25 protein-coding genes and 8 pseudogenes are annotated in these 26,976 nt (G+C 69.5%); 20 read left to right on the top strand and 13 right to left on the bottom strand.

The annotated features are described in order from the left end of the window. Positions 1-206 precede the first annotated feature (206 nt). From ACWGSR_RS22715 to ACWGSR_RS22685, 7 genes and pseudogenes are all read left to right on the top strand, one after another. A complete protein-coding gene (locus ACWGSR_RS22715) occupies positions 207-2,252 on the top strand; it encodes an alpha/beta hydrolase family protein (protein ID WP_376235550.1) in 2,046 nt (681 codons plus the stop codon). Continuing rightward, entirely contained in the window at positions 2,249-3,211 is a 963-nt protein-coding gene (locus tag ACWGSR_RS22710; protein WP_376235553.1) for a S66 peptidase family protein, read from the top strand. Before ACWGSR_RS22715 ends, ACWGSR_RS22710 begins: the two co-directional genes overlap by 4 nt. Continuing rightward, on the top strand, positions 3,208-4,071 hold the full coding sequence (locus tag ACWGSR_RS22705; protein ID WP_376235556.1) for a M55 family metallopeptidase: 864 nt from the start codon (positions 3,208-3,210) through the stop codon (positions 4,069-4,071). The genes ACWGSR_RS22710 and ACWGSR_RS22705 overlap by 4 nt, the downstream gene beginning before the upstream one ends. A 42-nt stretch (positions 4,072-4,113) precedes the next feature. Beyond that, on the top strand, positions 4,114-5,457 hold the full coding sequence (locus ACWGSR_RS22700) for a M20/M25/M40 family metallo-hydrolase (protein WP_376235559.1): 1,344 nt from the start codon (positions 4,114-4,116) through the stop codon (positions 5,455-5,457). Positions 5,458-5,481: 24 nt separating this feature from the next. Next, complete coding sequence (gene lysA, locus ACWGSR_RS22695; RefSeq protein WP_376235561.1) at positions 5,482-6,786, top strand: diaminopimelate decarboxylase; 1,305 nt, start codon at positions 5,482-5,484, stop codon at positions 6,784-6,786. Between the two features lie 148 nt (positions 6,787-6,934). After that, positions 6,935-8,254 (top strand): type III PLP-dependent enzyme domain-containing protein, encoded by a 1,320-nt coding sequence (locus ACWGSR_RS22690; RefSeq protein ID WP_376235563.1) that lies wholly within the window; start codon positions 6,935-6,937, stop codon positions 8,252-8,254. Between the two features lie 11 nt (positions 8,255-8,265). Further along, positions 8,266-9,064, top strand: a pseudogene (locus ACWGSR_RS22685) (IS630 family transposase). A 27-nt stretch (positions 9,065-9,091) separates the two neighbouring features. On the opposite strand, the gene ACWGSR_RS22680 reads toward ACWGSR_RS22685, so the two are convergent. After that, entirely contained in the window at positions 9,092-9,730 is a 639-nt protein-coding gene (locus ACWGSR_RS22680) for a TetR family transcriptional regulator (RefSeq protein WP_453568494.1), read from the bottom strand. Between the two features lie 113 nt (positions 9,731-9,843). On the opposite strand from ACWGSR_RS22680, the gene ACWGSR_RS22675 reads away from it, so the two are divergent. The 3 genes and pseudogenes from ACWGSR_RS22675 to ACWGSR_RS22665 all read left to right on the top strand — a co-directional run. Further along, positions 9,844-10,959: an alkane 1-monooxygenase gene (locus tag ACWGSR_RS22675; RefSeq protein WP_453568492.1), complete on the top strand. Its 1,116-nt coding sequence runs from the start codon at positions 9,844-9,846 to the stop codon at positions 10,957-10,959. Positions 10,960-10,971: 12 nt separating this feature from the next. After that, positions 10,972-11,106 (top strand): annotated as a pseudogene (locus ACWGSR_RS22670) (IS701 family transposase); the annotation flags it as partial. 26 nt (positions 11,107-11,132) lie between these two features. Continuing rightward, positions 11,133-11,337: pseudogene (locus ACWGSR_RS22665) on the top strand (IS110 family transposase); the annotation flags it as partial. Between the two features lie 357 nt (positions 11,338-11,694). Here ACWGSR_RS22665 and ACWGSR_RS22660 read toward each other — a convergent pair. Together ACWGSR_RS22660 and ACWGSR_RS22655 are read right to left on the bottom strand one after the other, a co-directional pair. Continuing rightward, a pseudogene (locus ACWGSR_RS22660) lies at positions 11,695-11,967 on the bottom strand (DDE-type integrase/transposase/recombinase); the annotation flags it as partial. A gap of 83 nt (positions 11,968-12,050) precedes the next feature. Continuing rightward, positions 12,051-12,236 (bottom strand): annotated as a pseudogene (locus ACWGSR_RS22655) (IS3 family transposase); the annotation flags it as partial. A 215-nt stretch (positions 12,237-12,451) separates the two neighbouring features. On the opposite strand from ACWGSR_RS22655, the gene ACWGSR_RS22650 reads away from it, so the two are divergent. Further along, positions 12,452-12,820, top strand: coding sequence for a hypothetical protein (locus ACWGSR_RS22650; RefSeq protein WP_453568490.1), 369 nt, complete (start codon positions 12,452-12,454; stop codon positions 12,818-12,820). A gap of 20 nt (positions 12,821-12,840) precedes the next feature. Continuing rightward, positions 12,841-13,308, top strand: a pseudogene (locus ACWGSR_RS22645) (IS701 family transposase); the annotation flags it as partial. A gap of 266 nt (positions 13,309-13,574) precedes the next feature. Here ACWGSR_RS22645 and ACWGSR_RS22640 read toward each other — a convergent pair. The 3 genes from ACWGSR_RS22640 to ACWGSR_RS22630 form a co-directional block, all read right to left on the bottom strand. Further along, the gene (locus ACWGSR_RS22640) at positions 13,575-14,498 is read right to left on the bottom strand and encodes an NADP-dependent oxidoreductase (RefSeq protein WP_453568488.1); all 924 of its coding nucleotides are present in this window, start codon (positions 14,496-14,498) and stop codon (positions 13,575-13,577) included. Positions 14,499-14,604: 106 nt separating this feature from the next. Further along, positions 14,605-15,000, bottom strand: coding sequence for a MerR family transcriptional regulator (locus ACWGSR_RS22635; protein ID WP_453564475.1), 396 nt, complete (start codon positions 14,998-15,000; stop codon positions 14,605-14,607). A 514-nt stretch (positions 15,001-15,514) separates the two neighbouring features. Beyond that, the gene (locus ACWGSR_RS22630) at positions 15,515-16,144 is read right to left on the bottom strand and encodes a type III effector protein (protein ID WP_453568486.1); all 630 of its coding nucleotides are present in this window, start codon (positions 16,142-16,144) and stop codon (positions 15,515-15,517) included. Between the two features lie 122 nt (positions 16,145-16,266). Here ACWGSR_RS22630 and ACWGSR_RS22625 point away from each other — a divergent pair, with 122 nt between their 5' ends. The 6 genes from ACWGSR_RS22625 (at position 16,267) to ACWGSR_RS22600 (ending at position 19,278) form a co-directional block, all read left to right on the top strand. Beyond that, entirely contained in the window at positions 16,267-16,698 is a 432-nt protein-coding gene (locus tag ACWGSR_RS22625) for an Hsp20/alpha crystallin family protein (protein WP_376246594.1), read from the top strand. Between the two features lie 105 nt (positions 16,699-16,803). Next, positions 16,804-17,199, top strand: coding sequence for a DUF2267 domain-containing protein (locus ACWGSR_RS22620; RefSeq protein WP_376246597.1), 396 nt, complete (start codon positions 16,804-16,806; stop codon positions 17,197-17,199). 56 nt (positions 17,200-17,255) lie between these two features. After that, entirely contained in the window at positions 17,256-17,699 is a 444-nt protein-coding gene (locus ACWGSR_RS22615; protein WP_453568483.1) for a DUF2267 domain-containing protein, read from the top strand. Between the two features lie 488 nt (positions 17,700-18,187). Further along, positions 18,188-18,403 carry a hypothetical protein gene (locus ACWGSR_RS22610; RefSeq protein ID WP_376246601.1) on the top strand — a complete coding sequence of 72 codons (216 nt, stop codon included), beginning with the start codon at positions 18,188-18,190 and terminating at the stop codon, positions 18,401-18,403. A gap of 279 nt (positions 18,404-18,682) precedes the next feature. Beyond that, positions 18,683-18,901 (top strand): hypothetical protein, encoded by a 219-nt coding sequence (locus tag ACWGSR_RS22605; protein WP_376246604.1) that lies wholly within the window; start codon positions 18,683-18,685, stop codon positions 18,899-18,901. A 35-nt stretch (positions 18,902-18,936) separates the two neighbouring features. Continuing rightward, on the top strand, positions 18,937-19,278 hold the full coding sequence (locus ACWGSR_RS22600) for a hypothetical protein (protein ID WP_453568602.1): 342 nt from the start codon (positions 18,937-18,939) through the stop codon (positions 19,276-19,278). 240 nt (positions 19,279-19,518) lie between these two features. Here the strand turns inward: ACWGSR_RS22600 and ACWGSR_RS22595 are convergent, their stop codons facing one another. Further along, positions 19,519-20,628, bottom strand: a complete 1,110-nt coding sequence (locus tag ACWGSR_RS22595; RefSeq protein WP_376246607.1) for a PP2C family protein-serine/threonine phosphatase — start codon at positions 20,626-20,628, stop codon at positions 19,519-19,521. A gap of 182 nt (positions 20,629-20,810) precedes the next feature. Between ACWGSR_RS22595 and ACWGSR_RS22590 the strand changes: the two genes are divergently transcribed. Continuing rightward, positions 20,811-21,314 carry a hypothetical protein gene (locus ACWGSR_RS22590; RefSeq protein WP_453568481.1) on the top strand — a complete coding sequence of 168 codons (504 nt, stop codon included), beginning with the start codon at positions 20,811-20,813 and terminating at the stop codon, positions 21,312-21,314. Between the two features lie 7 nt (positions 21,315-21,321). Then, positions 21,322-21,477, top strand: coding sequence for a hypothetical protein (locus ACWGSR_RS22585; protein ID WP_376246610.1), 156 nt, complete (start codon positions 21,322-21,324; stop codon positions 21,475-21,477). On the opposite strand, the gene ACWGSR_RS22580 is transcribed toward ACWGSR_RS22585, so the two are convergent. The 6 genes and pseudogenes from ACWGSR_RS22580 to ACWGSR_RS22555 form a co-directional block, all read right to left on the bottom strand. Further along, positions 21,474-21,623 (bottom strand): hypothetical protein, encoded by a 150-nt coding sequence (locus tag ACWGSR_RS22580; RefSeq protein WP_376246624.1) that lies wholly within the window; start codon positions 21,621-21,623, stop codon positions 21,474-21,476. The genes ACWGSR_RS22585 and ACWGSR_RS22580 overlap by 4 nt on opposite strands. Continuing rightward, positions 21,612-22,374: pseudogene (locus ACWGSR_RS22575) on the bottom strand (transposase); the annotation flags it as partial. The gene ACWGSR_RS22580 and the pseudogene ACWGSR_RS22575, both read right to left, overlap by 12 nt. A 437-nt stretch (positions 22,375-22,811) precedes the next feature. Then, positions 22,812-23,620: pseudogene (locus ACWGSR_RS22570) on the bottom strand (IS5 family transposase). Positions 23,621-23,655: 35 nt separating this feature from the next. Further along, the gene (gene cutA, locus ACWGSR_RS22565) at positions 23,656-23,982 is read right to left on the bottom strand and encodes a divalent-cation tolerance protein CutA (RefSeq protein WP_453568478.1); all 327 of its coding nucleotides are present in this window, start codon (positions 23,980-23,982) and stop codon (positions 23,656-23,658) included. Between the two features lie 183 nt (positions 23,983-24,165). Next, positions 24,166-25,344, bottom strand: coding sequence for a cytochrome P450 family protein (locus ACWGSR_RS22560; RefSeq protein WP_453568476.1), 1,179 nt, complete (start codon positions 25,342-25,344; stop codon positions 24,166-24,168). A 4-nt stretch (positions 25,345-25,348) separates the two neighbouring features. Next, a complete protein-coding gene (locus ACWGSR_RS22555) occupies positions 25,349-26,527 on the bottom strand; it encodes an MAB_1171c family putative transporter (RefSeq protein ID WP_453568474.1) in 1,179 nt (392 codons plus the stop codon). Positions 26,528-26,976: the final 449 nt, after the last annotated feature.

Below are 26,976 nucleotides of genomic sequence, written 5' to 3'. Positions count from 1 at the left end.
ACACCTGCGGCCACCTGAACGTACCTCGCACGTGTGCTCCCTCGCGCCCCGAGACCCGACCGGCGAAACACCCGGCTCCGCAGCTCCCTCGGCGGAAGAAGAAACACGCACTTCCCCTCACCCGGTTCGTATCCGATCCCGGGCACGCACCCTCTTCGATCAACCTTCGCGACGCCCATTCGCATGGGCACAAGGCGGTAACCCCGATGAATCACCCTTCCGCCGCCCGGACCGCGCCGAGCGCCTTCCGGGCCTGGAACTCCCAGATCACCGCTGCGGCCGTCGCCCGCCAGGACGGCACGCCCGGCTGGGTCTCCCTGGTGGACGACGAAGTCTGGTGGGACGAACCACGACCCCACGAGGCCGGGCGCCGCTGCGTCGTGCGCGCCAGGCCGGACGGCGAGGTCGAGGACGTGCTCCCGGCCGGCTTCGACGCCCGAAACGCCCTCCACGAGTACGGTGGGCGGAGCTGGCGTCCGACCGGTGACGGTATCGTCTTCACCCACTGGCACGACCAGCGTCTCTACCTTCACTGCCCGGACGGTCACGACGCGCCCCGGCCCTTGACGCCGACGCGCAAGAACGTCACCTACGGCGATCTCTACCTTCCTCCGGGGCGTGACGAGGTCTGGGCGATCCGCGAGACCCGTCTCGGCGGAGTGCGCGACGTCGAACGTGCTCTGGTGGCCGTCTCCTTGAGCACGGGCGCCGAACGGACGATCGCCGCGACCCACCGATTCATGACGTGCCCCCGCACGTCCCCGGACGGCCGCCACCTGTCCTGGATCGGATGGAACCATCCGAACATGCCGTGGGACGGCACGGAGCTGTGCGTCGCACCCTTGCACAACGACGGGACGGCCGGCGTCCACGGCGTCAGAGCGGGTGGTCCCGGGGAGTCCGTGGTCCAGGCCGAGTGGAGGGACGCCGACACCCTCTGGGCGGTGACCGACCCCGACGGCTGGTGGAACCTGCACCTCGTGCCCGCCGAGGGAGGCCCCGCACAGGCTGTCGCCGCCGCCGAGGAGGAGTTCGGCGGTGCCCTGTGGAAACCGGGCGCCTCATGGTTCGCCCCTCTTCCCGACGGACGCGCGGTGGCCGTCAACGGAACCGGCGCGGGACGGCGCATCTCCCTGGTGGATCCGGACGCCGGACTCGGGCTGCCCGCACTGACCCATCTCGACCTGCCCTACACCGACTTCGTCCAGAGCATCGACGCCAACGCCGGCCGCCTGGTCGCGGTCGGAGCCGGCACGACCCTTCCCTACGCCGTCTTCACCGCCGCGGTCCCCGCCCTCGGCGCCGCACCCGACCACGAGGCGCGGATCGTCTCCTCCCCGTCCACCCCCTGCGTCGACCCGGCCTGGCTGCCCCGCCCCACGGCCCGCACCTTCCGGACCGACACGACCGGGTCCGCTCACGGTCGGACCGGGACCGACGCCTTCCCGGTGCACGCCCACACCTATCCGCCCACCCACCCCCACCACACCACCTCCGACGGAGAGCGCCCGCCCTGGGTGATCTTCGTGCACGGCGGTCCCACAGGCGACTACCCGATGGTGTACGACCTCGAGATCGCCTACTTCACCAGCCGTGGCATCGGCGTCGCGACCGTCGACTACGGCGGTTCGGTCGGATACGGCCGCGCCTACCGAGAGCGCCTGAACGGTGCCTGGGGAATCGTCGACGTCCAGGACTGCGTGACCGTCGCACAAGCCCTGGTCACCGAAGGCCTCGCACATCCCGACCGATTGGCTATCCGCGGCGGGAGCGCGGGCGGCTGGACCGCGCTCGCCGCCCTGACACACACGGACACCTTCGTCGGCGCGGTCTCCTTCTACGGCATCACCGACCCCGTCGGCTGGGCGGACACCACCCACGACTTCGAGTCCCGCTACCTGGACAGTCTCATCGGCCCCCTGCCGCAGAGCACCGCACTCTACGAACAGCGTTCCCCCGTCCTCGCGGCAGCCCACGCCAGCGGGCCCGCCCTCCTGCTCCACGGCCTGGAGGACGCCATCGTGGACCCCGCCCAGTCCTCCGCCATGGCCCGTGCACTGAAAACCGCCGGCATCCCTCACGAGCACGCGGAATTCCCGGGCGAACGGCACGGCTGGCGGCGCGCCGAGACCATCCGGGCAGCTCTCGAGGCCGAGATCCGCTTCTACGAGCGGATCTTCGCCTCCCCCGAAGATCCCGGTGCGGGCCCGGGCCGGCCCGCGGGCCCCTCCCGCACGGCGGACCGGCCATGAGGGCCGTCACCGCGGGCGGCGCCCCCGCGGAAGACGCTGCGAGAGGATCCCGCCTGCTCCCTCCGCCGTTGAGGTCCGGTGACACCGTGGCCCTCGTCGCACCGGCCGGACCGGTGGATGTGACCGGGACATCCGCTGCCCGGAACCTGTTGGAAAGCTGGGGCCTTGCGGTGCGCTCCACCCCACGACTCCTCGCCGACAGGCTCGGCTACCTGGCAGGCCCGGACGAGGAACGCCTCGAAGACCTCACCGAGGCATGGCTCGACCCCCAGGTACGGGCAGTCATCTGCGCACGGGGCGGTTACGGAACCCAGCGCATCGCGGACCGCCTCGACTACCCGCGCCTCGCCACCGCAGGCCCCAAGATGCTCGTCGGCTCCAGCGACATCACGTGCCTTCACCAGGCCTGGGGCGACCGCCTCGGCCTGGTCACGCTCCACGGCCCCATGCCCGCCTGCCGGCCGCTCCACGACGACCAGGAAACCGCCCGCCACCTCCACGCGGCCCTGTTCGGGTCGTCCGCCCACTCGCTCCCCCTCACCGGGCCCGTCCTCGCGCCAGGACAGGCCGAGGGACCCCTCACTGGAGGCAACCTCACCATGCTCGCCTCCTCTGTCGGAACCTCCACCGCACCCGACACCAAAGGCCGCATCCTCCTGCTCGAAGACGTCGGTGAGGACCCCTACCGACTGGACCGGTCGCTGACCCAACTCAGACGTGCCGGCGTCCTGCACCGTACGGCAGGCGTCGTCCTCGGGGACTTCACCGACTGCGGCCCCCGCGACCAGGTGGAGGCCGTGCTGCGGGACCGACTGTCGGACCTCGGCGTCCCGGTTGCGGCGGGCCTGCCCGCCGGCCACGGGCCGCGGCAACTGACCGTCCCCCTCGGCGCGGACGCCCTACTCGAGACCGCCCGGCACCGCATCGCCCTTCTCCCGCAGAAAAGGACATCCCGATGACACGCGTTCTCATCTCCGCGGACATGGAAGGCGTCACCGGCGTCACGTGCCCCGACGACGTCGAACCCGGCACCGCCTCCTGGGAACGGATGCGGCCGCTGTTCACCGGCGACGTCAACGCCGTCGTCGACGGCCTCCTCGCCGGCGGCGCCACCGAGGTCCTGGTCAACGACGCCCACTACACCCAGCGCAACCTGCTCATAGAGGCCCTCGACCCCCGTGCGCGCCTGCTCACCGGCCGCCACAAGCCGCTGGGCATGATGGAGGGGATCGACCGCGCCGACGCGGTCGTCTTCCTCGGCTATCACACCGGCGCCGGACAGCAGGGAGTCCTGTCGCACACCTATCTCGGAACCGCCCTGACCGCCTTCCGGATCGACGGCGAGCCCGCCGACGAGGGACGCATGAACGCCCTGATCGCCGAGGAGCACGGGGTGCCCGTCATCCTGGTCACCGGCGACGACCGCACCTGCGAGGCCGCCCGGGCCTGGGCCCCGGACGTGCGCGTCGTCGCGGTCAAGGAATGCGTCAGCCGATACGCCGCACTGTGCCTCCCTCCCGCCCGGAGCGCCGAGCTGCTGCGCGCGCAGGCCACGGAGGCCGTCCGCGCCCAGAGCCTCCACACCGAGCACTCGGACGGACGGACACGGCCCGTGCCCAGCAGTCCCGCACGACCCCACCGCTTCGAGCTCGAATTCCACGCGCCCCATCTGGCCGCGGCGGTGCTCGCCGTCCCGACCGTCGAGCACAACGGTCCGCGCGGCATCGCCTTCACGTCACCCGACGCCACCACGGCGGCCAGAACCTTCAAGGTGTGCACCTCCGTCGCGGGCGCCGCGATGGAGGACCACTTCGACTGACCGCCCCCGACTTCCCCGTCCCGACTCTCCGCGGAGACCCCCGTGACTCTCGCACCACCGCACGGCCTGCACGACGGCTTCGCCAACGACGTCGCCCGGCTCTGCTCCGACCTCCTGCGCATCGACTCGACCAACGCCGGGGACGGAACAGGACCCGGCGAGCGGCAGGCCGCCGAGTACGTCGCGGAAGCCCTCGACCAGGCCGACGTCGCCACCATCCTCACCGAACCCAGGCCCCGCCGTACGAGCGTCCTCGCCCGGGTCACGGGCCAGAACCCGCACCTGCCCCCACTCCTTGTGCACGGACACCTCGACACCGTGCCCGCCGAACCCCGTGACTGGACCAGGCACCCCCTCTCCGGCGACCTCCACCACGGTCATCTGTGGGGACGCGGAGCGGTGGACATGAAAGGGACCGTCGCCATGGTCCTCTCCCTCGTCCGCGCCTGGGCACGCACCGGGCACCGCCCCCGCCGCGACCTGGTCCTCGCGTTCCTGGCGGACGAGGAGGCGACAGGAGAGTACGGCTCACGCCACGTCGTCACGACGCACAGAGAGCACTTCGACGGGGTGGAGGAGGCGATCAGCGAATCGGGCGGCTTCTCGATCACCACACGGCCGAGACGCGCCGAGACAGACGCACGCGTGTATCCCATCGCCGTCGGAGAGCGCGGCACCGCGTGGATGCGCCTCACCGCCCGGGGCACGGCCGGCCACGGATCGGGCCCCGCCCAGGACAACGCCGTCGCAGAACTCGTTCACGCCCTCTCACGCCTCACCACCCACCGATGGCCCACCGCCGTATCGCCGGCGGTGAGCACCCTGCTGGACGCCCTCGACCGCATCCTGGGGATCCGCATCGACCGCACCCGACTGGAGGACGAGGCCGCCCGCCTCGGCCAGCTGGGTGAACTGTTCGACTGCACCATCCGCAGCACCACCAACCCCACCGTGCTCCAGGCCGGCCACAAGGTGAACGTCATCCCCTCCCACGCCCGGGCCGAAGTGGACGGCAGGTTCCTCCCCGGCGCACAAACCACCTTCCTGGAGACCGTCGACCGGCTCCTCGGACCCAAGGTGACCAGAGAGTTCATCAACTGCGAAGAGGCCGTCGCAGCCGACCACGAAGGACCGGCCTTCGCCGCCATGGCCGACGCCCTCCGCGGCCAGGACCCGCACGCGTACCCGGTGCCCTTCATCCAGTCCGGCGGCACCGACGCCAAAGCCTTCGCGAAGATCGGAATCAGCACCTACGGGTTCACACCCCTCCTGCTCGATCCTCACCTGCACTACTTCGGCATGTTCCACGGAGTGGACGAACGCGTGCCCGTGACCGGCCTCGACTTCGGAGTCCGCGTCCTCCACCGGTTTCTGACCGCCTACTGAGCACCCTTTCGAAGGGAAACCACCGTGCACCCTCCTCAGCACCTGTGGCCCGTCACCACCACCAACGGCGCCGAAGGCATGAAGATCGGCGGCATACTCCTGAGCGATCTCGCCCAAGAGTTCGGCACTCCGGCCTTCGTCCTGGACGAAGAAGACTTCCGCGGACGCTGCCGATCCTGGCGCGACGCCTTCAGCGGCCACGACGTCTACTACGCCGGCAAGGCGTTTCTCTGCCACCAAGTCGCCACGTGGCTCAAGGAGGAGGGCCTGGGAATCGACGTGTGCTCCGCCGGCGAGCTGCGCACGGCCCAGCGCGCGGGAGTACCGGGCGCCTCGTTGATCTTCCACGGCAACAACAAGTCGGCGGCCGAACTCGCGGAGGCCGTCGCCTACGGGGTCTCGCTCGTCGTCGTCGACTCCGAGGACGAGATAACGAGGCTGTCGGCCATCGCAGGGTCCCGCGGCGTGCGCCAGCAGGTCCTCATCCGAGTTACTCCGGGCGTGGAGGCGCACACCCACGCCCACATCACCACCGGCACCGACGACCAGAAGTTCGGCTTCTCGCTGTCCACCGGAAGCGCCCACCGCGCGATCTCCCAGGTCCTGGCCGCGCCCGGGCTCGAACTCGTGGGCCTGCACAGCCATCTCGGCTCGCAGATCCTGCGCCCGGACGTCTTCGAACTCGCCTCCGACCGGCTCGTCGGCCTCATGGCCGACACCGCGCGCACGCACGGAGTCCTGCTGCGCCGACTCGACCTGGGAGGGGGCCTGGGCATCGCCTACCTCCCCGACGAGAAGCCCCTGGACGTGCGGGACCTCGCCCCGGTCATCATCGACCGGGTCCAGAAGGCGTGCGCCGAAGCGGGCCTCCCCATGCCGCGGCTCGCCGTCGAGCCGGGGCGGGCAATCGCAGGACCCACCACGGTGACCCTCTACACCGTGGGCACGATCAAGCGCCAGCCCGGACTGCGCACGTGGGTGTCCGTGGACGGTGGCCTGAGCGACAACATGCGTCCCGCCCTGTACGACGCCTCCTACACGGCTGTCCTCGCAGGCCGCACCACAGGCAGGGCCGCCGAGGAGACGGTCACCGTCTGCGGTCGGCACTGCGAGTCCGGAGACGTCGTCGTGGACTCCACCACACTCCCGGCCGACCTCGCCATCGGCGATCTCCTGGCCGTGCCCGCCTCCGGCGCCTACCACCGCTCCATGGCGAACAACTACAACTGCCAGCCACGCCCACCCGTCATCGCCGTCCGCAACAGCACGGCACGCGTCATCGTCCGGAGAGAGACCATCGACGACGTGCTGCGGCTCGACGTCGAGTGAGCGAACTCCGGCAGACCGGGCGCGACACCGTCGCCACCGCTCGACGAGGCATTCGACGCCCGCCACCGGACACGCCCTCACCCTCCATGTCCGCTCACCCGAGGTGACCGGGCGCCGCACCCGCTGTAGACGAAGGGAAAGACGCGTCATGCCGCACCAGGAAAAGGTTCAGGCCGCCCTGCGAAAAGCGACGCTGGAGGGCGTCGTGGGAGAGGGGCACCCCGTCGCCGGCTTCATCGACATCCAGGGCGTACGCGACAGCGTCACCGCGCTCCATGACGCTTTCGCCCACGTGCCGGACGTCCTGCATGCCTTCGCCGTCAAGGCATGCCCGCTCGTTCCCGTCCTGCGGCTGCTGACAGACGCCGGAATGGGCTGCGAAGTTGCCAGCCCCGGCGAGACCCGCCTGGCGCTTGCGGCAGGCTGCGCACCCGAACGCATCGTCCTCGACTCGCCGGCCAAGACCCGGGCGGAGATCCAAGAGGCGCTCACGCTGGGAATCGCGCTGAACGCGGACAACCTCACGGAGCTCGATCGCATCGACACCCTGCGCCCCCGCGATTCCCGGTCCGTCATCGGCCTGCGCGTCAACCCGCAGGTCGGGGCCGGCACCATCGCGGCCATGAGCACGGCGACGCCCCATTCCAAGTTCGGGGTCGCCCTGGACGACCCCGGAGCCCGTAAGCGCGTACTCGAAGCCTTCCTGCAGCGTCCCTGGCTCACCCGCCTCCACGCCCACGTCGGCTCGCAGGGCTGCCCCCTCCCGCTGATCGCGCAAGGACTTGCCGCGCTGCACCGACTCGCGGAGGACATCAACGAGTACGTCGGCAGACGCCAGGTCACCAGCCTCGACCTGGGCGGAGGACTGCCGGTCAACTTCTCCGACGACACGACCAGACCGACGTTCGAGGACTACGTCCACGCCCTCACCGACGCCGAACCGGCCCTGCTCGACGGCCGCTACCAGCTGGTCACCGAATTCGGCCGGTCGCTGCTCGCCAAGAACGGCTTCACCGCGGCGGTGGTCGAGTACGCCAAGGCCTCGGGCGGTCGGCGGATCGCGCTCACCCACGCCGGAGCTCAGGTCGCGACCCGTACGGTATTCATGCCCGACGCCTGGCCCGTGCGGATCACCGGCCACGCTCCGGACGGCACGCTCAAAACGACTCCCATGGTGCCCCAGGACATCGCCGGGCCCCTGTGCTTCGCGGGGGACGTGGTGGCACACGAGCGCTTGCTGCCCGAACTGTCGGAAGGCGACCTAGTCGTGCTGCACGACACCGGGGCCTACTACTTCTCCGCGCCGTGGGCGTACAACAGCCTGCCGCGACCGGGAGTGTACGGGGTTTCCCATCAAGCCGGCGAGACTGTGCTCGTTCCGGTGCGCACACCTCAGCCGGTGGACGAACTGGTGGAGGAGAGCGGTGGGTGCCATGCTGAGGCATTGCTACTGAGGTTGAACTCGTAGAGTCGTAGGGGCTGACGCCTTGTCGTCCGTGCGGTACCACCGGAGGTACGCGATATCCACAAGGGGGCGGTCTGACCGCCGAACGTCAGCAGTTCCGCGAGGGGTTACGGCTGAAGGCGGCCGAGAGGTTCGCCCTTGGTGAGGCGAGTTCGGTGATCGCCGAGGATCTGCGGGTCAGTGTCCGCTCGGTGCAGCGGTGGCGGCAGATGGGGGACGAGGGCGGTCCGCGGGTTCTGCGGTCGCAGGGGCCGGCGTCGCTGCCGAGGTTGAGCCAGGAACAGTTCGCGCAGCTTGAGGCGGAGCTGGCCGAGGGCCCTGCCACGCACGGCCGGGAGGACCAGCGGTGGACTTTGAGCCGGGTGAAGACGGTGATCGGCCGGGTGAAGGAGGTGTAGCCCTGCGCGGAAGGCTCGCGGCGGTGAGTGGAGCCCGGCTCGTCTTCGAGGACGAGGGCGGTTTCTCCATGACGCCGCCGTAGGCAAGAACCTGGTCCCAGTGCGGTCGCACTCCAGTGGTGCGGTTCCGCGACCGATCCCGCAGGCGCATCTCCGTCGCCGCGCTGACCTGCGAGAATGGGCGGAAGTCCGGGACTGGCTGTCCATTTACCACCTGCCGCCCCACGCGTCCGACCTCAATCCCGTCGAAGGGATCTGGTCACTGCTGCGACGCGGCTGGCTCTCCAACGTCGCCTTCCATGCGCCCGAACACCTCGTCCGACGTATCCGCCGAGGCCTACGACACATCCAGTACCGCAGTCACCTCATCGACGGCTGCCTCGCCGAAACCGGCCTGACCATCCGATCCGCCTGACCAACCGCCGACACCACGAGTTCAATCTCAGTGACGGAATCTCGTGGTCCCGGATGCGCTGAGAAGAGCGCACCCCACGCTGGCGATTCGTTCGGGGGCGGAGGCGGGGTGGGGAGACGGTGACAACATGTGGCTGATTGTCAGCCGCACCACTACATCGGCGGCCTCGGCCCGCCTTCGTGAGGGCACGTCGGCCGTCACGGTGCCCAGCCAGACGTCGACCAGCTCCCGTGCGGCGCTGAGCACCGGTTCGGGCCGACTGGTCAGGAACGGCAGCAGCGCGTCCGTACCGCCTCGGGCAGCTCGGACCACCGCTGTGACGAACGGGTTGCGTTCCGCCTCGGCAAGTGCGTGAGCCACCCCGGCCGTCAGCGCGGCACCTACGTCGTCGCGCCGACTTTCCAGGACCGCGCCGACGGAAAACAGGAACCGATCGGTCTCCCGCTCCACCAGAGCTCGTCCTACTCCCGCGCGGTCACCGAACTCCGCATAGACGGAAGGGCGCGACACTTCGGCGCGCAGGGCGAGGTCCGCCATCCGCACCCGGTCCCAACCCGCCTCTGCTGTGAGCAGCCACGCTTCTTCCAGTACTCGCTCCCGCATCTGCTTGCGCCAGGCGACCCGTGGCGGATCGGGCGGACCGGAAGCAGAGGCCGGTGAACCCACTGTGCACTCCACTCTTCAGAGAATGACTGAGCGTCAGAATATTGACACGGTGCACTGTTTGTCAGCGAAGTGCGGCAGATGACACGCTCGGCACCCCCTACCTAGGAGTCCCCGTGGCCGGCCGTGATCCCCGTGACGCCCTGACGTGGCGTGATCCTAAGCGTCACCTCTGGCTGCTCGCCCTGGCGGTCCCGACGCTCCCCTTCCAAGCGGGCGGCCTGGCCGCGCTGACAGGAACCGGCCTGTTCTGGTGGTGGGGCCCCTTCTTCGCTTTCGTTCTGGTGCCGCTGCTCGACCAGGTGTTGGGCGCGGACGACGCCAACCCACCGGAGACGGTGATGAAACTGCTGGAAGCGGACCACTACTACCGCTGGTGCACCTACCTCTACCTGCCGTTGCAGTTCGGCGCGCTGGTGTGGGCCTGTGGCGAGTGGACCGGCGGCGGGCTCTCCACGGCGGAGGGCCTGGGGCTCGCGGCGACCACGGGCGTCGTGGCCGGGGTGGCCATCAATACGGCCCACGAGCTCGGTCACAAGCGCGAGGAACTGGAGCGGCGGCTGAGCCGCATGGCGCTGGCGCAGACCGGGTACGGCCACTTCGGCGTGGAGCACAACCACGGCCACCACGTACGTGTCGCCACCCCCGAGGATCCCGCCAGCTCCCGCATGGGCGAGAGCTTCTGGCGGTTCCTCCCGCGCACGGTGTGGGGTGGCGTGCGCTCGGCGTGGCACCTGGAGCGACGCAGGCTGGAACGGCGTAACCGACCGGTGTGGAGCCGGCACAACGACGTCCTCACGGCCTGGTCCATGACGGTCGTGCTGTTCGGCGCGCTGACGATCGTCTTCGGCCCGGTCGTCCTGCCCTTCCTGCTCCTGCAGGCCGTGCTGGGCTTCTGTCTGCTGGAAACGGTGAACTACCTGGAACACTACGGGCTGCTTCGGCAACGACGACCGGACGGCCGGTACGAGCGCGTGGCACCGTCCCACAGCTGGAACAGCGACCACACCCTCAGCAACCTGTTCCTCTTCCAGCTCCAGCGGCACTCGGACCACCACGCCAACCCACTGCGCCGCTACCAGACCCTGCGCCACTTCGACGAGGCACCCCAGCTCCCTTCCGGCTACGCCACCATGATCGTCCTGGCTTGGTTCCCGCCCCTGTGGCGCCGGGTCATGGACCGACGGCTCCTCACCCACTACAACGGCGACATAGGTCTGACGAATCACTGACCGGACCCAAGGCGGCACCTGTTCGCAGCACTGATCCGCCCAATCCACGGCCGCGCCCACCTTCTGCGCTGGTCCCACTGGCGACGCCGGCATCAAGCCCGTGCACGCCAGTGCCACTACCGCAGGCAGACCGCCGCCCGGCCGTGAAGATCAAGATCTACGGATGGAGTACCAAACAGCTCGAACGGGCCTTCTTCCTCTCTGCGTTCGCAGCCTTCGGCAACCCGGCATCGCGCGCCTGCTACGACAAGGAAATCGCCCACGTCAAGCATCACACCCAGGCTCCGCTCTGCCTCACCGGACGCGGAGCCGACGTCCTCTTCACGATGCTCCGGGACGGAACCCTTCTACGAACCTCAGCCCGTCAGGGCGACTTGAGACCTGCTTGCCCACCGCCCGCAGGCTTCCGAGGTCGCCCTGGTCGAACATCAGGACCCTGGAACCCTGCCGCCAAACACATATACCTGGCAGTTCGAGCTCCCGACACCTCTGCGGGCTGGATCTACGAACACGCAGGCATCGACGCAGCGGCCGACGCACGCTCCGCCGCCACCGGACACCCCAACGGCTTGACCAGAGAGACAGACCTCTCGGTTCTCTTGTCAAGCCGAGGTGATCACGGGTGCGACCTCGCGGCTTCCACCTTGGTCGTGAACACCGGTTGTCATGCAGTGATGGCCGGCGTAGTTGATCTCTGTTCGAAGGCGACCGGCGCGAGGAGGCGTCGGCGCATGTCTTCGCCCCGTATCGAGCCCCGTGATCGCTGTGGAAGATGACGCCGTCCACCCTGCCGCCACGAGTGCGGACAGCCGCGTTGGGCGCGTCGGTGACAAGCTCGGCCCGCATGTGATCGGCCATCGGCCAGTTCGGCAGGCTACGGGAGAACACGTCGATGACGGTGGCCAGGTACAGAAACCTCCCGCCGGCGATCGGCAGACAGGTGATGTCGCCGGCCCGGGTCCGGCCGGGGGCGGATGCGGTGAAGTCGCGCCGCAACAGATCTGGCACTGCCCGGGCTGCGGGGTGCGGTGCCGCCGCTTCAACCTCTCTCCTTGAAAACCGTGTTGGCGCATGAGCCGCTCCACATGCTTGCGGTTCACCATCGCACCGCCCTCGCGGAGCCCGGCGGTGATCCGCTTGGCGCCGTACGTCTTCCCGGACTCTGTGCGGATCTCGCGTATCCGTCGGGTGAGCGCCGCATCGGCGGCCTTCTTCGCAGCCCGTACCGGGGCGATCTGCAGCCATTGGTGGAACCCGGAACGGGACGGATTCGGCACGGTGCGGAGCCGCTTCACGCCGAAGGCGTCACGATGGTCGGCAATGGACTCGAAGCGGCTCACCAGTTCGTCTCGCCCGCGAAATACCCGGCTGCCCGGCACAGGAGGGACTACACCTCGCCCCCGTTCCACCGCGACCTCCGCAGGCACCGCCGGCCGCCCGGCGGATCGATCCCGACCTGACCGAGATGCTCAGTGATCCTGCCCTGACCGGCATGCCACGGGCCGACTTCGGACGCCTGGTGGCAGTCTCCGAGCCGTACGGGGATGTCCTGGCCGAGGCCGCCTTCCAGCGGCGCTTCCACCGTCCACGCAGCTACCCCCACCCGCAGATCAGCAGCCCCGGCCACTACCACCGCCTCCTGGCAGCGCTCATGCGCCGACGCAGGGCGATCACCAGCACACTCCTGGCCCAGCTGTTGGGCGCCACCCGCACCAGCCTCTCCAACCAGTTCCAGGACGGTCACCGCCTCCTGGACCTGCACCGCATCGTCGTCACACCACTGCCCGGGTCGCCCGCCCGGACCCTCGAACAGCTCCGAGTCCGCCTTCCTGGCGCGAACTACCAGAAAGATCAACCCTGACAGTCATTCAGAAACAAGTCCCCGGCCGCACCGAGAACTGCCGGATCGGCGTCTTCGCCGCCTACGCTACCAGCCGCGGCCACGCCCCGGTCGACCGCGAGCTCTACCTGCCCAAGTCGTGGACCGATGACCGGGAACGATGCCGGACGGCCCGTATCCCCGGCGAGCGCGCCTTCGCGACGAAGGGCGAGCTGGCCCGCTCCGTGATCACGCGTGCGCCGGCCTCACCCCTGCCCATCGCCTGGGTCACGGCCGACTTCGCCCACGGCCAGGACTCCCACCTCCGCCGCTTCCTCGAGGACGCTGGGCTCTCCTACGTCGTCGCGGTTCCAAAATCCCAGCAGGTCCACGGCCCGCGCATCGACCACCTCATCAAGCAGGCCCCGCCCGAAGCCTGGCAACGGCGGTCTGCCGGAGACGGTGCGAAGGGCGAGCGCCTCTACGACTGGGCCGCCGCCCGTCTGCCCGCCATCTGGGAGTCCGACACCGGCACATCACCCTCACCATGCTCGCCCACACGTTTCTGGCCGTTCTGGCCGCCCAGGAACGAGAAAAGGGGATGGTCGCGGTGGAGGCGCCGTCACCAAGCACACGCCCGGCGTTGTCACTACATGCGGCGCGGCCACTCGCGGGTGGGACACCAACCTCAAAACCGCCCCGCCCACGTCGCAGCCTCGCTAAACCCACCGCCCCCAGCCCGCTGACCAGGGCGCAGGGAGAACCCTCACTGGAGTACTAGGCGGCCGGGCACTTCTCATGTCACCTTGATGACGACCTTGCCCGCGGTGTGACCGTTCTCGACGGCGGCGAGGGCGGCCGGGGCTTCGGAGAGCGGATGGACCGCGGTGATGACGGGTGCGAGGACTCCGTCGAGGGCCAGCCGGGCCGACCGCTCCAGGTTCTCGCGGTCGACGCGACGCTCGACGAAACGCCCACCGAGGTCGGGCACAGACGTATCACCCACGGCAATGACGTTGCGGGGATCCCGGGCCAGCGGAGCGACCGTCCGCAGCGAGGTGCCTCCGACCAGGTCGACGATCCCGTCGAAGCCGTCCGGAACCAGCTCGCGTGCCGCGGCGGCGACGTCCTCGGCGGTGTAGTCGACGAACCGCACCCCGATGCCCTCGGCGTGCTCGCGTTTGGCAGTACTCCCGGTGCCGATCACGAGCAGCCCGCGCCCGACGGCCAGCCGGGCGACGGCGAGGCCGACCCCGCCCCCGACCCCGTTGACCAGGACCGTGGCACCGGCCGGGAGTCCGAGCTGGTCGAGCACGTCCACCGCGGTCGTCCCGGCCACCGGCAGCGTTGCCGCCACGGTTGCGGACAGACCCGGCGGGATGCGCGCGGTGTTCGGCGCGGACAGCACCGTGGTCTCGGCGTAGGTTCCGCCGCCGGTCAGTGCGAAGCCGAAGACCGCGTCGCCCACCTCGAGCCCGGTGGCGTCCTCGCCCCGGGCAAGAACGGTTCCGGCCGCCTCCATGCCCAGCACGCGGGGAAACGGACGTCCGCCGTCGAGACCGTCGACCAGACCTGAGCGCAGAAGGTGGTCGAGGGGATTCACGCCGGCGACGTCGACCCGGATCAGTACCTCACCACGACCGGGTACGGGATCGGGACGATCGAAGAACTCCTGTACCTCGGGCCCGCCGTACCTGTCGAAACCCCATGCCCGCCCCATCTTCCGCCGCCTCTCGTATGACCGACCCGGTGATCCCGGGCCCTGTCGCCATCCTCACCTCTGACATTGATGTCAGGGGCAACCGGCTGAGACGCAGATCACAGCATCAGGTCGACCGCGCCACCGGTTCCGCGGCCGTGGACAGCTCCGCCCGGTGCCGGCTGTTGGCCCTGATCAGCACGTCGAGTGCATCCCGGGTCTCGATCAGGTGGGCGATGTCGGCGTCGATCCGGTCGCGCTCGCGCATCATCGCCGTGAACGTCTCCTCGGCGACGCCCAGGTCACCGGGGACGTCCACACACGGCAGCACGGTCGCGATCACCCGGCTGGACATCCCCGCGTCGAACAGCTGCCGGATGAGCGACACACGCTGGACCGCGGCATCGGAATAGTGGCGCTGCCCCGCGCCGGAGCGTGAGCTGGTCAGCAGTCCCTGGTCTTCGTAGTACCGCAGTGAGCGCGGACTCACGCCCGTGCGCCTGGCCAACTCGCCTATCCGCATCCTTGAGACCCTACGCCCATGAGCAGAAGGGCCGCTGGTTCTCCCGCCGTGCTTGACCCGGGCAAGCCCGAGGTGACGCTGGGCCGGCCCATGCTGTCGGCGACGACGCGAGGGGTACAAGTACCAGTACCGGTAGGGCGCGAGAACGGGTCCGGTGGCCCGCCGTGGTGGACCGGGCGCGAGAGACCGTTGAGGGCTACGCCCCTGCTCGAGGACGTCAACACCCTGCTCCTCTGGGACATCCTGAGTGAGGGGAAGTGGCGGAAACGGCTCACCGATGCCGACCGGCGGCCCTGTCCCCGCTGTCCGGGACCCACGTGAACCCCTGCGGCCGGTTCGAGCTGGACATGAACTCTCCCTTTGCCCTCGCTGTCGCGGTGGCCACACTGCCGGGCCCCGCACTCCGCCAGAGGCGGAAACCGCGCAGGGTCGGCGGCGGCCGGTGCGGCCGGGCCGGCGATCTGAAGACCTCAGGCCCGGCGCCGCCGGCGGGCGGCTGGATCGGCGACTCGTACTACGGGGCTGTGAGGGTGTCGAGCCGGGCGGTGAGGTCGGGGTGGGCGGCGGCCAGGTGGGGGCGGGTGGCGGTCAGGGGGGCGATGAGGTCGGCGGGATCGTCATGGGCGAGGGCCGCGTGGAGCTCGCTGACCGGGTGGTGGGCGGCAGCGGGTAGGTCGGTGAGTGCGGTGATCTGGCCGGCGAGACGGCGCAGGTCGGCCGCGTTCGCGCGGGCCCAGGCGGTGGTGGTGCGGTCGGCGGCGCGGGCCCGGCGGGTGGCCGTCACGCGCTGTTCGCCGGTGGTTCCGGCCGGGCCGGGGCGGCCGCGCAGGTAGCGGCGCTCGGCGGCCTGGCGGCTGGCGACACCCAGGGGCGGGGCGAGGTCGGCCCAGCTGGCGCCCGCGTCGCGGGCGGTTTCGATCAGGCCGGTCTCCCATCCGGCGAGCTGCTCGCGGACCTGCCGCAGCAGCATCAGTGAGGCCAGGGCCTGCTCCGAGCCCGGTCCGGGAGTGGAGGGGCCGGAGGTCTCGTGCCGGGCGGTGCGCAGGGCCTCGTCGATGGCGTGCAGGGCCGCCGCGGCGGCGAGGAACGAAGCCGGACGGCGGGCGTCGGCGGCATGCACGGGCGGCTGGTCGGCCGGAGTCATGAGCACCTCCCTGTCGTCGTCTCATCGACGACATCGTGTTTGTCATCCATTGGATGACATGGTACAACGGTGTCAGTGAGGCGCATTGGCAGCAACTGCCCGAACCTCTGGAGGTGTTCTACATGTTGATGCGCACTGACCCCTTCCGCGAGCTCGACCGGCTGACACAGCAGCTGATGGGGCCGGGCACCTGGTCGAGGCCGTCGGTGATGCCGATGGACGCCTACCGCGAAGGCGACGAGTACGTGGTGGCCTTCGACCTGCCCGGCGTGAGTGCGGAGGCGATCGACATCGACGTCGAGCGCAACATGCTCACCGTCAAGGCCGAGCGCCGGCCGGTGGCGAAGGCCGATGACGTGCAGATGGAACTGTCCGAGCGGCCGCTGGGTGCCTTCTCCCGCCAGATCGTGCTCGCCGACACCCTGGACACCGAGCACATCAAGGCCGACTACGACGCGGGCGTGCTCACCCTGCGCATCCCGATCGCCGAACGTGCCAAGCCCCGCAAGATCTCCGTCGGCATCGGGACCGGCCGCAAGGAGATCTCCGGCTGACACCGGCCCGGCAGGCGCGGAGGACGGAATCTCCTGATCTCCCCCTGATCCGCCCTCCGCACCCCTGCGGGCAGTTTCCAAGAAAAGAAAGGGGTGGCGGCCGAGATGGTTCTGCGACGCGAGGCGTTCCTCGACCACGTCAAGGAACGCGGCAAATACGACAGCACCGGCGAGGCCGAGCGCGCGGCCCGCGTGGTGCTCGCCCTGCTCGGCGCGCACCTGGTCGGCGAGGTCCGCGCCCGGCTCGCGGCACGCCTGCCGGAAGAATTCGCCCTGATCCTGCTCAACCCGCTACAGAGCGCCGAGCCCCTGTCCTCGGAGCGGTTCGTCCGGGCGACCGCGGCCTGGATCGAGGGCGCCACCGAGCAGACCGCGACCTGGGACGTCAGCGCCGTGCTGTCCACCGCCGCCGACGCCGCGGGCGACGACCTGCTGGGACAGATCCTGCTCCAGCTCCCCGCCGGCTACGACCTGCTCTTCGGCCGCCCCCAACCCAGCTGACCCAACGCTTACCCCCGGCGCCACGACACCGTTTCCATGAAAGGCATGCAGCAAAAGTGTTCACCGACGTGCGCGTACCGCTTGAGCGGCAGGAGTCGTACTCGACGGCGTACGAGCAGATGCTGGAGAGGGTTCGCTATGAAGGCGCCTACCCCACCCGCGAGAGGGTCGAGGAAGCCGTTCGCCTGGTCCTTGCCGGGCTGGGGCGCCAGCTGACCGGCGACGAACGCGTCGACCTGGCCGCCTGCCTCCCCCTGGAGGCCGCACGCATCCTGACCACGCAGGTTCCCGACACCCGGCCACTGAGCGGCTGGGCCTTCGTCAAGGACCTCGCCGCCCGTACCGGCGCCTCCCCGGCCACCACCCGCTGGGACACCGGCTCCGTCTTCGCGGCCGTCACCGCCCACGCCGGCCCCGGCCTCATCACCCGCATCCTGAACCAGCTCCCCGCCGGCTGGGCCCTGCTGTTCGGCCAGGCCGAACTCGCCCCGGCCGCATAAACGGAGCGCGGTACCCGGGGCCGATAGGGGTCCGCGCCTGTCTCCTGCACCCGGACCCGGTCGGCGAAGTCTCCGATCCGCGCGATCGGAGACTTCTGCCGTTGCGGTCCGGGGAGAGAGCCGCAACGACCTTCCGGTACCTCCAGCACGCGCCGACAGGAAAGGCATGAGCCGGTTGAGGTACGCCACGGGGGGCGTGCTGGAGATCAGGCCCGATCAGCCGGGGCGCCGGCGCGGGGATACGGACACGTAGATCCTGCTGTACCCGGCCGGGCCCGACCAGCTCAAACCCGGCGCCGGAAACCGGATGCCGAGCGACGGCTTCGGCACGCACCTGCGGGCCCGGGGCCCAGACCCCGGGCCCGTCGGCCGTGCGACTGCCGGTCGCCCTCCGCGAGAACGCCGGACGGCCCGATGCCGACGGGGAGCGGGCGTGGGGAGGAGAACGACACCTTCCTATCAAGATCAACTCAGGGAAGGTGGTCGATGTGACCGGCCCCGACGTACCCGACTTCTCCGGCCTGGACGGCGGCGAGGAGCAGGACGCGGCCGACCGCGTCCAGGATGTGGTGACCTGGCACAGCACCCGGCTCGCTGCCGAACGCATGACCCCAGTACCCGATGAGGGGCGGATCGAGGAGCTTGCCGCCGGGTGCCGGGCTGCGGTCGCCGACCAGCAGCAGCCGGCGACCGCCGACCCGTAGGAGCGGGCCCGGATCGCCGAGGCCTACGCGGCTTTGTTGAAGGACCCCGAGGAGCCGTAGACGGGCCGTTCCTCCATCCGGACGGGCAGCAGCCGCGGGGAGGGGTGCGGCCGGGTGAGCGACGCCGGCCGCATCTCGGGCGGCAGCAGCGGGTGGGCGAGCGCGAGTGTGCCCTCCAGCTCGCCTCGGTGCCGGTGCCGGTGCCGGTGCCGGTGCCGATGCCGGTGCCGATGCCGGTGCAGCGCGCGGCGCAGGCCCTGGTAGAGGCGGAAGAAGGCGGTGGCCTCCTCCTCGGTGTGGGGACGCAGGCGTTCGACGGTCAGCGCCCACGACGCCCAGCTCGCCGAGACCGTCCTGACCCCGGCCAAGCGCGCCGAACGCGCCGAACAGGCCCGGGCCGCCCTGAGCACCTGGAACGGCTACGCCCCCACCGCCGGCGAACAGGCCGCCCTGGACGACGAACTCGACCGCCGCCTCACCCAGGCCCGGCGCCCGTGAACGACACCACCCGCATCGTCCTGGACGAGACCGCGATGACCGCCGCCGGCACCGGCAACATCCTCGTCTCCCGACTCGTCCACCGCGCCCACGCCGAACCCGGCTGGCACCTCTACGCCCCTGCCTGCGCACTCGTCGAAGCCGACCGCACCCGGCCCGGCACCGCCGAACACCTCGCCGTCCTGCCCGGCATCACCGTCCTCGACCTCGATCTCCCTGCCGCCCTCGCCATCACCCAGCAGGCCACCTTGGCCCAGGCCCACACCTGGCACACGGCCCAGCCCACCCCCGACCGACCCGACGGCGCCCTTATCGCCACCACCACACCCGGGCGGTGGAAGGACGAACCCGTCCGCGTCCTGGACCTCACCCCCTGAACCGGGCGCGACCGCGGTGCCCGAAACGTGCACGGCAGGTCGGCCGGCGGGGACTCGTCACGAGTTCGCCGGCATGCCTGGCCGTGTCCGCACGAGGAGCGTGCCCGGTGGTGGGCACGGCGCAGGCGTCCCGGCGGAAGAGCCCTGTCGAGGCCGGAAACCACCGGGTGGAAAAGAACGGGATGCCGCAACGTCATCACCGTGGGTGGAGTCGGGAAGTGCTCCGTTATGAGCGACGGATCAGGGCGCGGGTCGGGTCCGGACGCGGGCCGCGAGGATGGCGACGTCGTCCTCGGCACGGTGGGCGTCGAGCCGGCCGAGCACCTCGTCGACGACCTGTTCAGGTCCGGGCTCCGGTGACAGCCGCAGTCCGGCCAGCCGGGCCAGCGAGACGTCGATGTCCTCGCCCCTCCGCTCGACCAGCCCGTCGGTGAAGAGCAGCAGCGTGTCGCCCTGTCCGAGCTCGCGGGTGGTGGGGTCGTAACCGCCGACGCCGGTGCCGAGCGGCGGGCCGACAGACAGGTCCACGAGTTCGGCCGAGCCGTCCGGGCCGAAGACCGCGGGCGGGAGGTGGCCGGCGCTGGCGAAGGTGGCGGTGCCGCGCCACGGGTCCACCCGGACCAGGAGGCAGGTCGCGGGGCGGCGGGCGCTGTCCTGCGCGACGAGCGCGTCCAGGTGGCGCAGCACCCGGTGGGGAGGAAGGTCGGTGGAGGCGACCTCGCGCAGCGCGGAGCGGTAGGCGTTCATGTCGACAGCGGCATCGAGGCCGTGCCCCATGACGTCGCCGACGACGAGCAGGCTGCGGCCGAAGTGGAGCCGTACGGTCTCGAACCAGTCACCGCCGACCAGGGTGCGCGATCCGGCCGGCAGGTAGCGGCCGGCGATCTCCAGGTTGGGGTGGGGCCGCCCGGGTTCTGCGACGAGGGCGCGCTGGAGGTGGAGGGCGACGTCCTCGGTCGCGGCGAGCTGCCGTGCGTGTTGGATGTGGCGGGCGGCGAGACGGGCCGTCTGCCGCACCACGGTGAGGTCGGTGTCGGTGTACGGGGGAGCGGTACGGGCGACCGTGACCGTGCCCAGGGGGCGCTCGCGGTCCACGGCGAGAGGGGCGGTGAGCGTGTGGCCGGGCTCCGGGACGGCCGGGGCAGGCGGGACGGCCGGGGCGGTGTCCGATCCGGGGTTCCCGCCCCTGTCGGGGGTCAGCTCGACGGTGGCGGTGCCGCCGAGGTGGCAGGCGAGGAAGGCGGTGAGTTCGCGGCACGTGACGGCCTCGTCGAGCGTGGTACCGATCAGGCCGATCGCCCTCTCCAGAGCGGACGACAGGCGTTGCGCGGCTTCGTCTCTCTCCGCCACGACACCTCCACCGCCGTGCGGCCACCGGGCTGACGGCGTACGCCCGCTCATCCCCATTGCACCAGCGGGCGGCGTTCCGCGCGCGGCACACGACGACATGGGAACATTTGTACGACGATCCAGGATCTGATCAAGGACACCCGGAAGCCACCAGTTAGTAGGCACCTCATTCCCCGGGGCCCATGACGAGCGGGTTCTCCGGCTTCGGCTACGAGGTCGTCGAGCCGCTGAAGCCGTCCCCGCGGATCACGGCCCGGTACCTGTTCCACGACGAGACGGAGAACCGGGAGTCGCCCGACTCTCCCGGCGGCACGCCCTCACCGCCGCCGCTGCTCGGCGACCGCTGCCGGGCGCTGGCCGGCGTGTACCTCGACCCGGTTCTGGTCCGGTGGTCCGTCTCCGGAGCGGTCGCCCGCCTTCCCCGGGAATGCGCCACCCTCGCAGCCGCTGCCGTGCCGACGCATCCTTCGCGGAAGCGCCTCGTCGGCCTGAAGGAGGAAGGCGGAATGGTCCGGGAGGTGAAGGTGCTGTCGGCGATGATCCGGCGCCGGTATCGCGAGTGCGCCGGCATCGCCGTGGTGGCGAGAGACCTGGGGGTGTCGAAGTTCCACCGTGCAGCGTCACCGCAACCGGGCGGAGAAGCCGTACGAGAAGGCCCTACGCGCGCAGGTCGTGCGCCTTTATGATTCGGGGATGCTGCAGCAGCGGGTGGCGGCCATGCTCGGGATCTCGGTCGAGGCGGTGGTGGCACGCCTCGACCCGTTCCGGAGGCGTTCCCGGCAGGAAGCGGCCCGGCTCGCCGGCGAGCAGCAGGGCGAGCTTCTTCCGTTGCACGAGGTCATCGACTAGACCATGGTGATGATGGCGTGTTGCGAGGGCGGCAGCTTGCACCGGCGGTCACCCTCGTGGGTGACGATGAGCATGGATACCCACTCGACCAGGGCGTGAGGCAGGTCGAGTGCGATGCCCTGTGGATTGCAAGTAGTGCTCGGCATGAGCAGATTGGCCCGGAGGATCTTGTAGGCGGTCCGGGCGAGGTAGCGCTTCAGGCAACGGATGATCTCTCGCTTGGACAGGCCTTCCGCGGTGCGGCGCCGCGTGTACTCCTGGGTGACTGGATTCCAGCGCAAGCGGGACGGCACGGCTCGGAAGAGGGCTGCGTTGGCCTGCCGGTTACCGCCGCGGCTGAGCCTGCGCCGACTGGTCTTTCCCGAGGATGCCTCGACCGGACCGGTGCCGCAGAGCGCGGCAAAGGACGTCTCACCCCTCAGACGGTCGGGGTTGTCGCCCGCCGCGATGAGCAGAGCGGCAGCCGAGTCCGGCCCGATTCCTTACCCGGATCGCCTCAACGGGACCGTCTCCGTTCTTCGGCACGACTGCTGCCTCACCGCTGAACACGGACCGAGCGGCGGCTTCCGCGTCCACCACATCGCTCTTGCCGCGCCTGCGACGCATCGCCGGGTTGGGCGGGTTGACTTCGACGACCTCCATATCGGCAGCCCGAAGAGCCCGGGTCGGACCCGCTCCGTAGGAACCGGTGCCCTCCACCCCGGCCCGCTTCACCAGGCCCAGGGTCTGGACCCAGTCCAGCAGTTCCCGGTCGTCGGCAGCGGTCGCGGCAAACGATCCGGTCCGGAGAACCAGGCCAAGCATGCTGATGGTCACAGCAACGTGGCAGTCCTTGTGCGTATCGACACCGATGACGATCTCAGTCTGCTCGACTTCCGCAGGAATGGTCACGAACACACCTTCCCTGCACTGGCCGGAATATGACGCCACCGGGCGGGAAGAGCGGTCAGACCTGTGACGATGCCGGAGCAAAGCCCCTATTGGGACACGAGCGTCCCGCTTCGGAGGCGAACCCGCACCGCCCCGGGCACAGCTGGCGGATCGTACTCGGGGCATCCGTGAATGAGCCAGGCAGGATATGGGCCAGGCCGCACCGGAACGGCACCTCCGGTTCTTACAAGCAGGACAGGGAACCAACGAGGCCTCCGGTCACAGTGGTTGAGACGTCAGACATCTCGAACCACTGCCCGAAGGCCTCGCCTGCTATCCGCAGACGGCCATCACCCGATCGGTGGCCACTCTGAAGATCCTTATTGAGCACTTCCGACGGTTCCTTCGCAAGGGAACGAGCGCGCATCGGATTCCCGAATGTGCGCGGCCCCTTGGAAGTCATCTCATTTGGTGAGTCTGCGGTAGCAGATGAGGGCTGAGGCGATGCCTGCGAAAGCGAGGAAGTGGCAGGCCTTGCGTTCGTAACGGCGATGGAGGCGTCGGTAGCCGGCGAGCCAGGACACGGTGCGCTCGATGACCCAGCGGTGGCGGCCAAGACGGTTCGACGGTTCGATGCCCCGGCGGGCGATGCGGTGTTTGATGCCGCGCTCACGCAGTCATTTTCGCAGGCTGGGGTAGTCGTAGCCCTTGTCTACGTGCAGCTTGGCAGGCTTGCGCCGGCGGCGGCCACGGCGTGAGCGGATGGGTGGTATTCCGCGGACCAGGGGTTCCAGGGCCTGGCTGTCATGCAGGTTCGCTCCCGAGATCCCTATGGAAAGAGGCAGACCGGAGCGTTCGGTGATCAAGTGGACCTTCGGCCCGTACTTGCCCCGGTCCACAGGATTCGGACCCGTCAGATCCCCCTTTTCATCGCCCGCATGTCCACCGAGTCGATCGCACAGCGAGTCCAGTCCAGTTCGCCGCGGGCACCGAGCTCGTCGAGCACGACCCGGTGGAGCTTCGCCCATACCCGGGCCCTGCTCCACTCGGCAAAACGCCGATGAGCCGTTGCTCCCGACGGGCCGAACGAAGCAGCGGGCAACTGCTGCCACGTGCAGCCCGACGTGGCCACGAACACGATCGCGGCCAGTACCTCACGGTCACCGTGCCGACGCCGGCCACCACCCTGAGGCCGCGAAGGAGCCTCCGGCACCACCCGCTGGAACAACTCCCACAGCTCATCCGGCACCAGCCGCTCAACGATCCCTACCATGCCGCACAGGCTACCGAACCAATTGAGATGAGTTCTTAAGCCGGCGTAGCCTCCTCGACCACCCAGGACAGGTACGCCTCCGACCCGCCGCTCACGAGGAGGGTGATCCACTCCGGGACCTCGTACGAGTGCTTCTCGGCCACCCACGCGGCCAGTTCGGGGAGCCGGCTCGTCGTCGTCTTGTACGAGATGCGCCACTCCTGAGCGGTCTCGATGCTGCCCTTCCAGCGGTAGACCGCGGTGAAGGCCGGGTCGATGTGCGCACAGGCGGCCACGCGGGCCTCAACGGCCCCCAGCGCCAGGGCCTTCGCCTTCTCCTCGTCGTCGATGGTCGTCTGCGCGATCACCATCTCGGTCGCCATGCGGCTGCTCCTCCTTGGACGGTATGTCTCGACCCTACCCATGCGGTCAGAGACATGATCGGCCTCGGCCAAGGCTTCAAAAGACTTCACCTTGGCCGAGGCCGACCTCGTTGCTGAGCTAAGACAGGAGGAACACGAGAGCTGGTAGGAAAACCGCCATACCCGAAGGCATCCTTCATTGCCTCACACCAGAACAGGCAACGATTCCAGACCGCGGACCAGTCGGGTCCGTCGCCAGTCCAGCTGATCCACCGGTACGGCAAGACGGATTCCGGGGAATCGAGTCAGCACCGCTCGCAGGGCGATCTCCACCTCGGCCTTGGCCAGGGGAGCACCCACACAACGGTGGATGCCATGACCGAAAACGAGGTGAGCAACCGCGTCCCGGTCCAGGTCGAGCTGGTCCGGTTCCGGGAACCGCTTCGGGTCTCGATTGGCCGCCCCAAGGACGACTTGGACCGGGACGCCGGCCGGGATGTCGGTGCCGCCGAGCGTGAGGGCTTCCGTGGTGAACCGGAAGGTGGCCGTACTCACTGCGGAGTCGAAGCGGAGAAGTTCGTCCAGCGCGGCAGGGATCTCATCCGGATTCGCCCGAAGGCGATCCAGCTCGCCTGGGTGCTGGAACAGCGCCAGGAAGACGTTGCCCAAGGCGTTGGTGGTGGTCTCGTGTCCGGCTACGAGCAGCAGCACGGCCAGGGAGACGAGTTCCTCCTCGCTCAGGTGGTCGTCTCCGTCACGAGCAGAGATGAGCCGGTCGAGAAGGGAGTTGCCCGGGTTCCGGCGCTTGGCGGCGATGAGCCCCGTCATGTAGTCGGCCACGAAGTGGGAGGCCGCGTCGATGATCTCGGGCTCTCCCGCCGCGAAGAGCTGCGCGGACCAGCGCTGGACATCGGACCGGTCGGCCTGCGGAACTCCGAGCAGCTCGCAGATCACGATGACCGGTAGCGGCGCCGCCAGGCCGGTCACGAAGTCGAACGGTTCTCCGGCCGGCCACTGGTCCAGCAGCTCGTCGGTGAGCCGGGAGATGAACGGGCGCAGCTCCCCGACGGCCCTGGTGGTGAATGCCTTGGTCACCAGCTTGCGCAGCCGGGTGTGCTGGGGCGGGTCGCTGGCCAGCATGGTGTGAGCAACCGAGGGATGCAGACGGCGTCGTGACCCCTTGCCCGCGAAGAACGCAGCCGTGTCCTTCGAGAGCCGAGCGTCGCCGAGAGCTTCTCGGGCTTCCGCATAGCCGGTGACCAGGTAGCTGGAACGCCCGCCGGAGCCGGCGGGTACGGGCTGTACCGGACTGGTGGACCGCATGGCCGTATGGGCCGGATAGGGATCCCGGAGGAAGTCGGCGTCCTGAGTCGGGTCGGTCATGACCTCAGGCTCCAACGGGTTCCGGTCGGCCGTCTACGACGACACGCCCGACACGGTCGGCGTAGGCGTCCGCCACGAGGAGGAGCCATTCTGTGTCCGCACGCAGGTCCTTACGGGAGGCGGCCTCCGCCGGCGGCGGGGCGACATCGTCGGCGAGCCGTCCGGCCTTCAGACCGACGAGCGCCGCCTCCACAACGGCCGCCTCGACCGCTGCGGCGCCTCGCTCCGTTCCGGCGTCGACGATGCTCTGTGCAGTTTCCTGCACCCTGAGGGACCGGTATGGCCGCAGAGCGAGGATGCCGTCGCTGATCTCGATGACCCGTCGTTGGAGCAGGAAGTCGGAGTCGGCCGACACGTTCTCGGTGGCTACGGGCGAGAGGACGATGTGCGGCATTGCGGTCGACAGGTCCTGCCACAGGGGACCGAGCGTCTCGAAGGACCGTACCTCCCAACGTCTGCGGCGGGCCTGGCTGATCGGGTAGGCCACGGCGGGCAAGGTCAGACCGAGGCAGATCAACAGAACGGCGAGCACCGGCGCAGTCACGCTGAAGGCACACCTGCCGACGAGCGATGAGCACTCCGAGCGACTGTCGATGAGGCCCAGCCCCAGACCCAGGTCGACGAGTCGCGTCGCCTTGTAGGCGACGTAGACCAGAGCGAAGACACAACCTGCCGCTGCCGTCCGAAGACCTATCCGGACACTGCCTCGACGTGTCGAGTTCGACTGCCTTACGGCCTGCACCAGGAAGTCGACGACCGCGAAGCCGAGGCAGGAGACGTAGAGGAACAGGTAGAGCGCGTACACCTGCGGAGAATGGTGGGTCATCTGCTCATAGGCGAACAGGAAGGTCATGCCGAAGATCGCCACGATGAGGGAAGCACAGCGCACTCGGATGCGTCGCCGAGCTTCCGGAGGGTCCAGGTTGAGCTGGAACGACACAGCCAGGACCGCCGTGGCAGCCGCCAACGAAGCGCAGTTGCTCAGCAGCCGGGCGACGTGCGGCACGAACGCCTCGACAGTGTCCTCGACGAGCGGCGCGTAGGAGGCGAAGGCCAGGGCGAACGAGATGAGAAGCGCGCCCATGCTCCACGCGCCCGTCGGGCGCGGCGTTCCTCGGCCGAGTACCCAGTAACCGGCAGCCGCAGCGAGCAGGAAAGCCATGCCAAGGAAAACAGCGTTCATCGGCCGAACCGACCTCTCTTGAAGGGTTGGGCGAAGAGGGCGTCCCAGCTGTCCGGTCCCTTTTCAGGCCGGAGCGAAGGAGATTCGCGGCCGAGGTAGATACGGCGGCGGATGACCGACGCCATCGTCTCTGCCTGACGTTCGTCGGGGGTCGAGTAACTCGTACGTCCAGACATGCGCAGCACCAGGGTGGGGTTCACTCCGAGGGCCCGAGCCGTACCTGTGTCGACCTCCAGGCTTCCTGGGTGATCGCAGTACACGTGGCACAGCTCGTGCGTGAGGATGTGCCGCTGATGGTGGACGGACGTGCCCTCTTCATAGAAGAGGAGGTCGGCCGACGGGGTTTCGAGCCTTAGAGGTTGTCTCACGTGGTGAGTTTCGCGAGTTTCTTGTAGCAGGTGAGAGCTGCGGCGAGGCCCAGGAAGGCAAGGAAGTGGCTGCCCTTGCGT

Source organism: Streptomyces sp. NPDC055632 (genome assembly GCF_053618675.1).
Note: the sequence above shows the minus strand (reverse complement) of the source record. Positions and strands in the feature narration are given on the sequence as shown.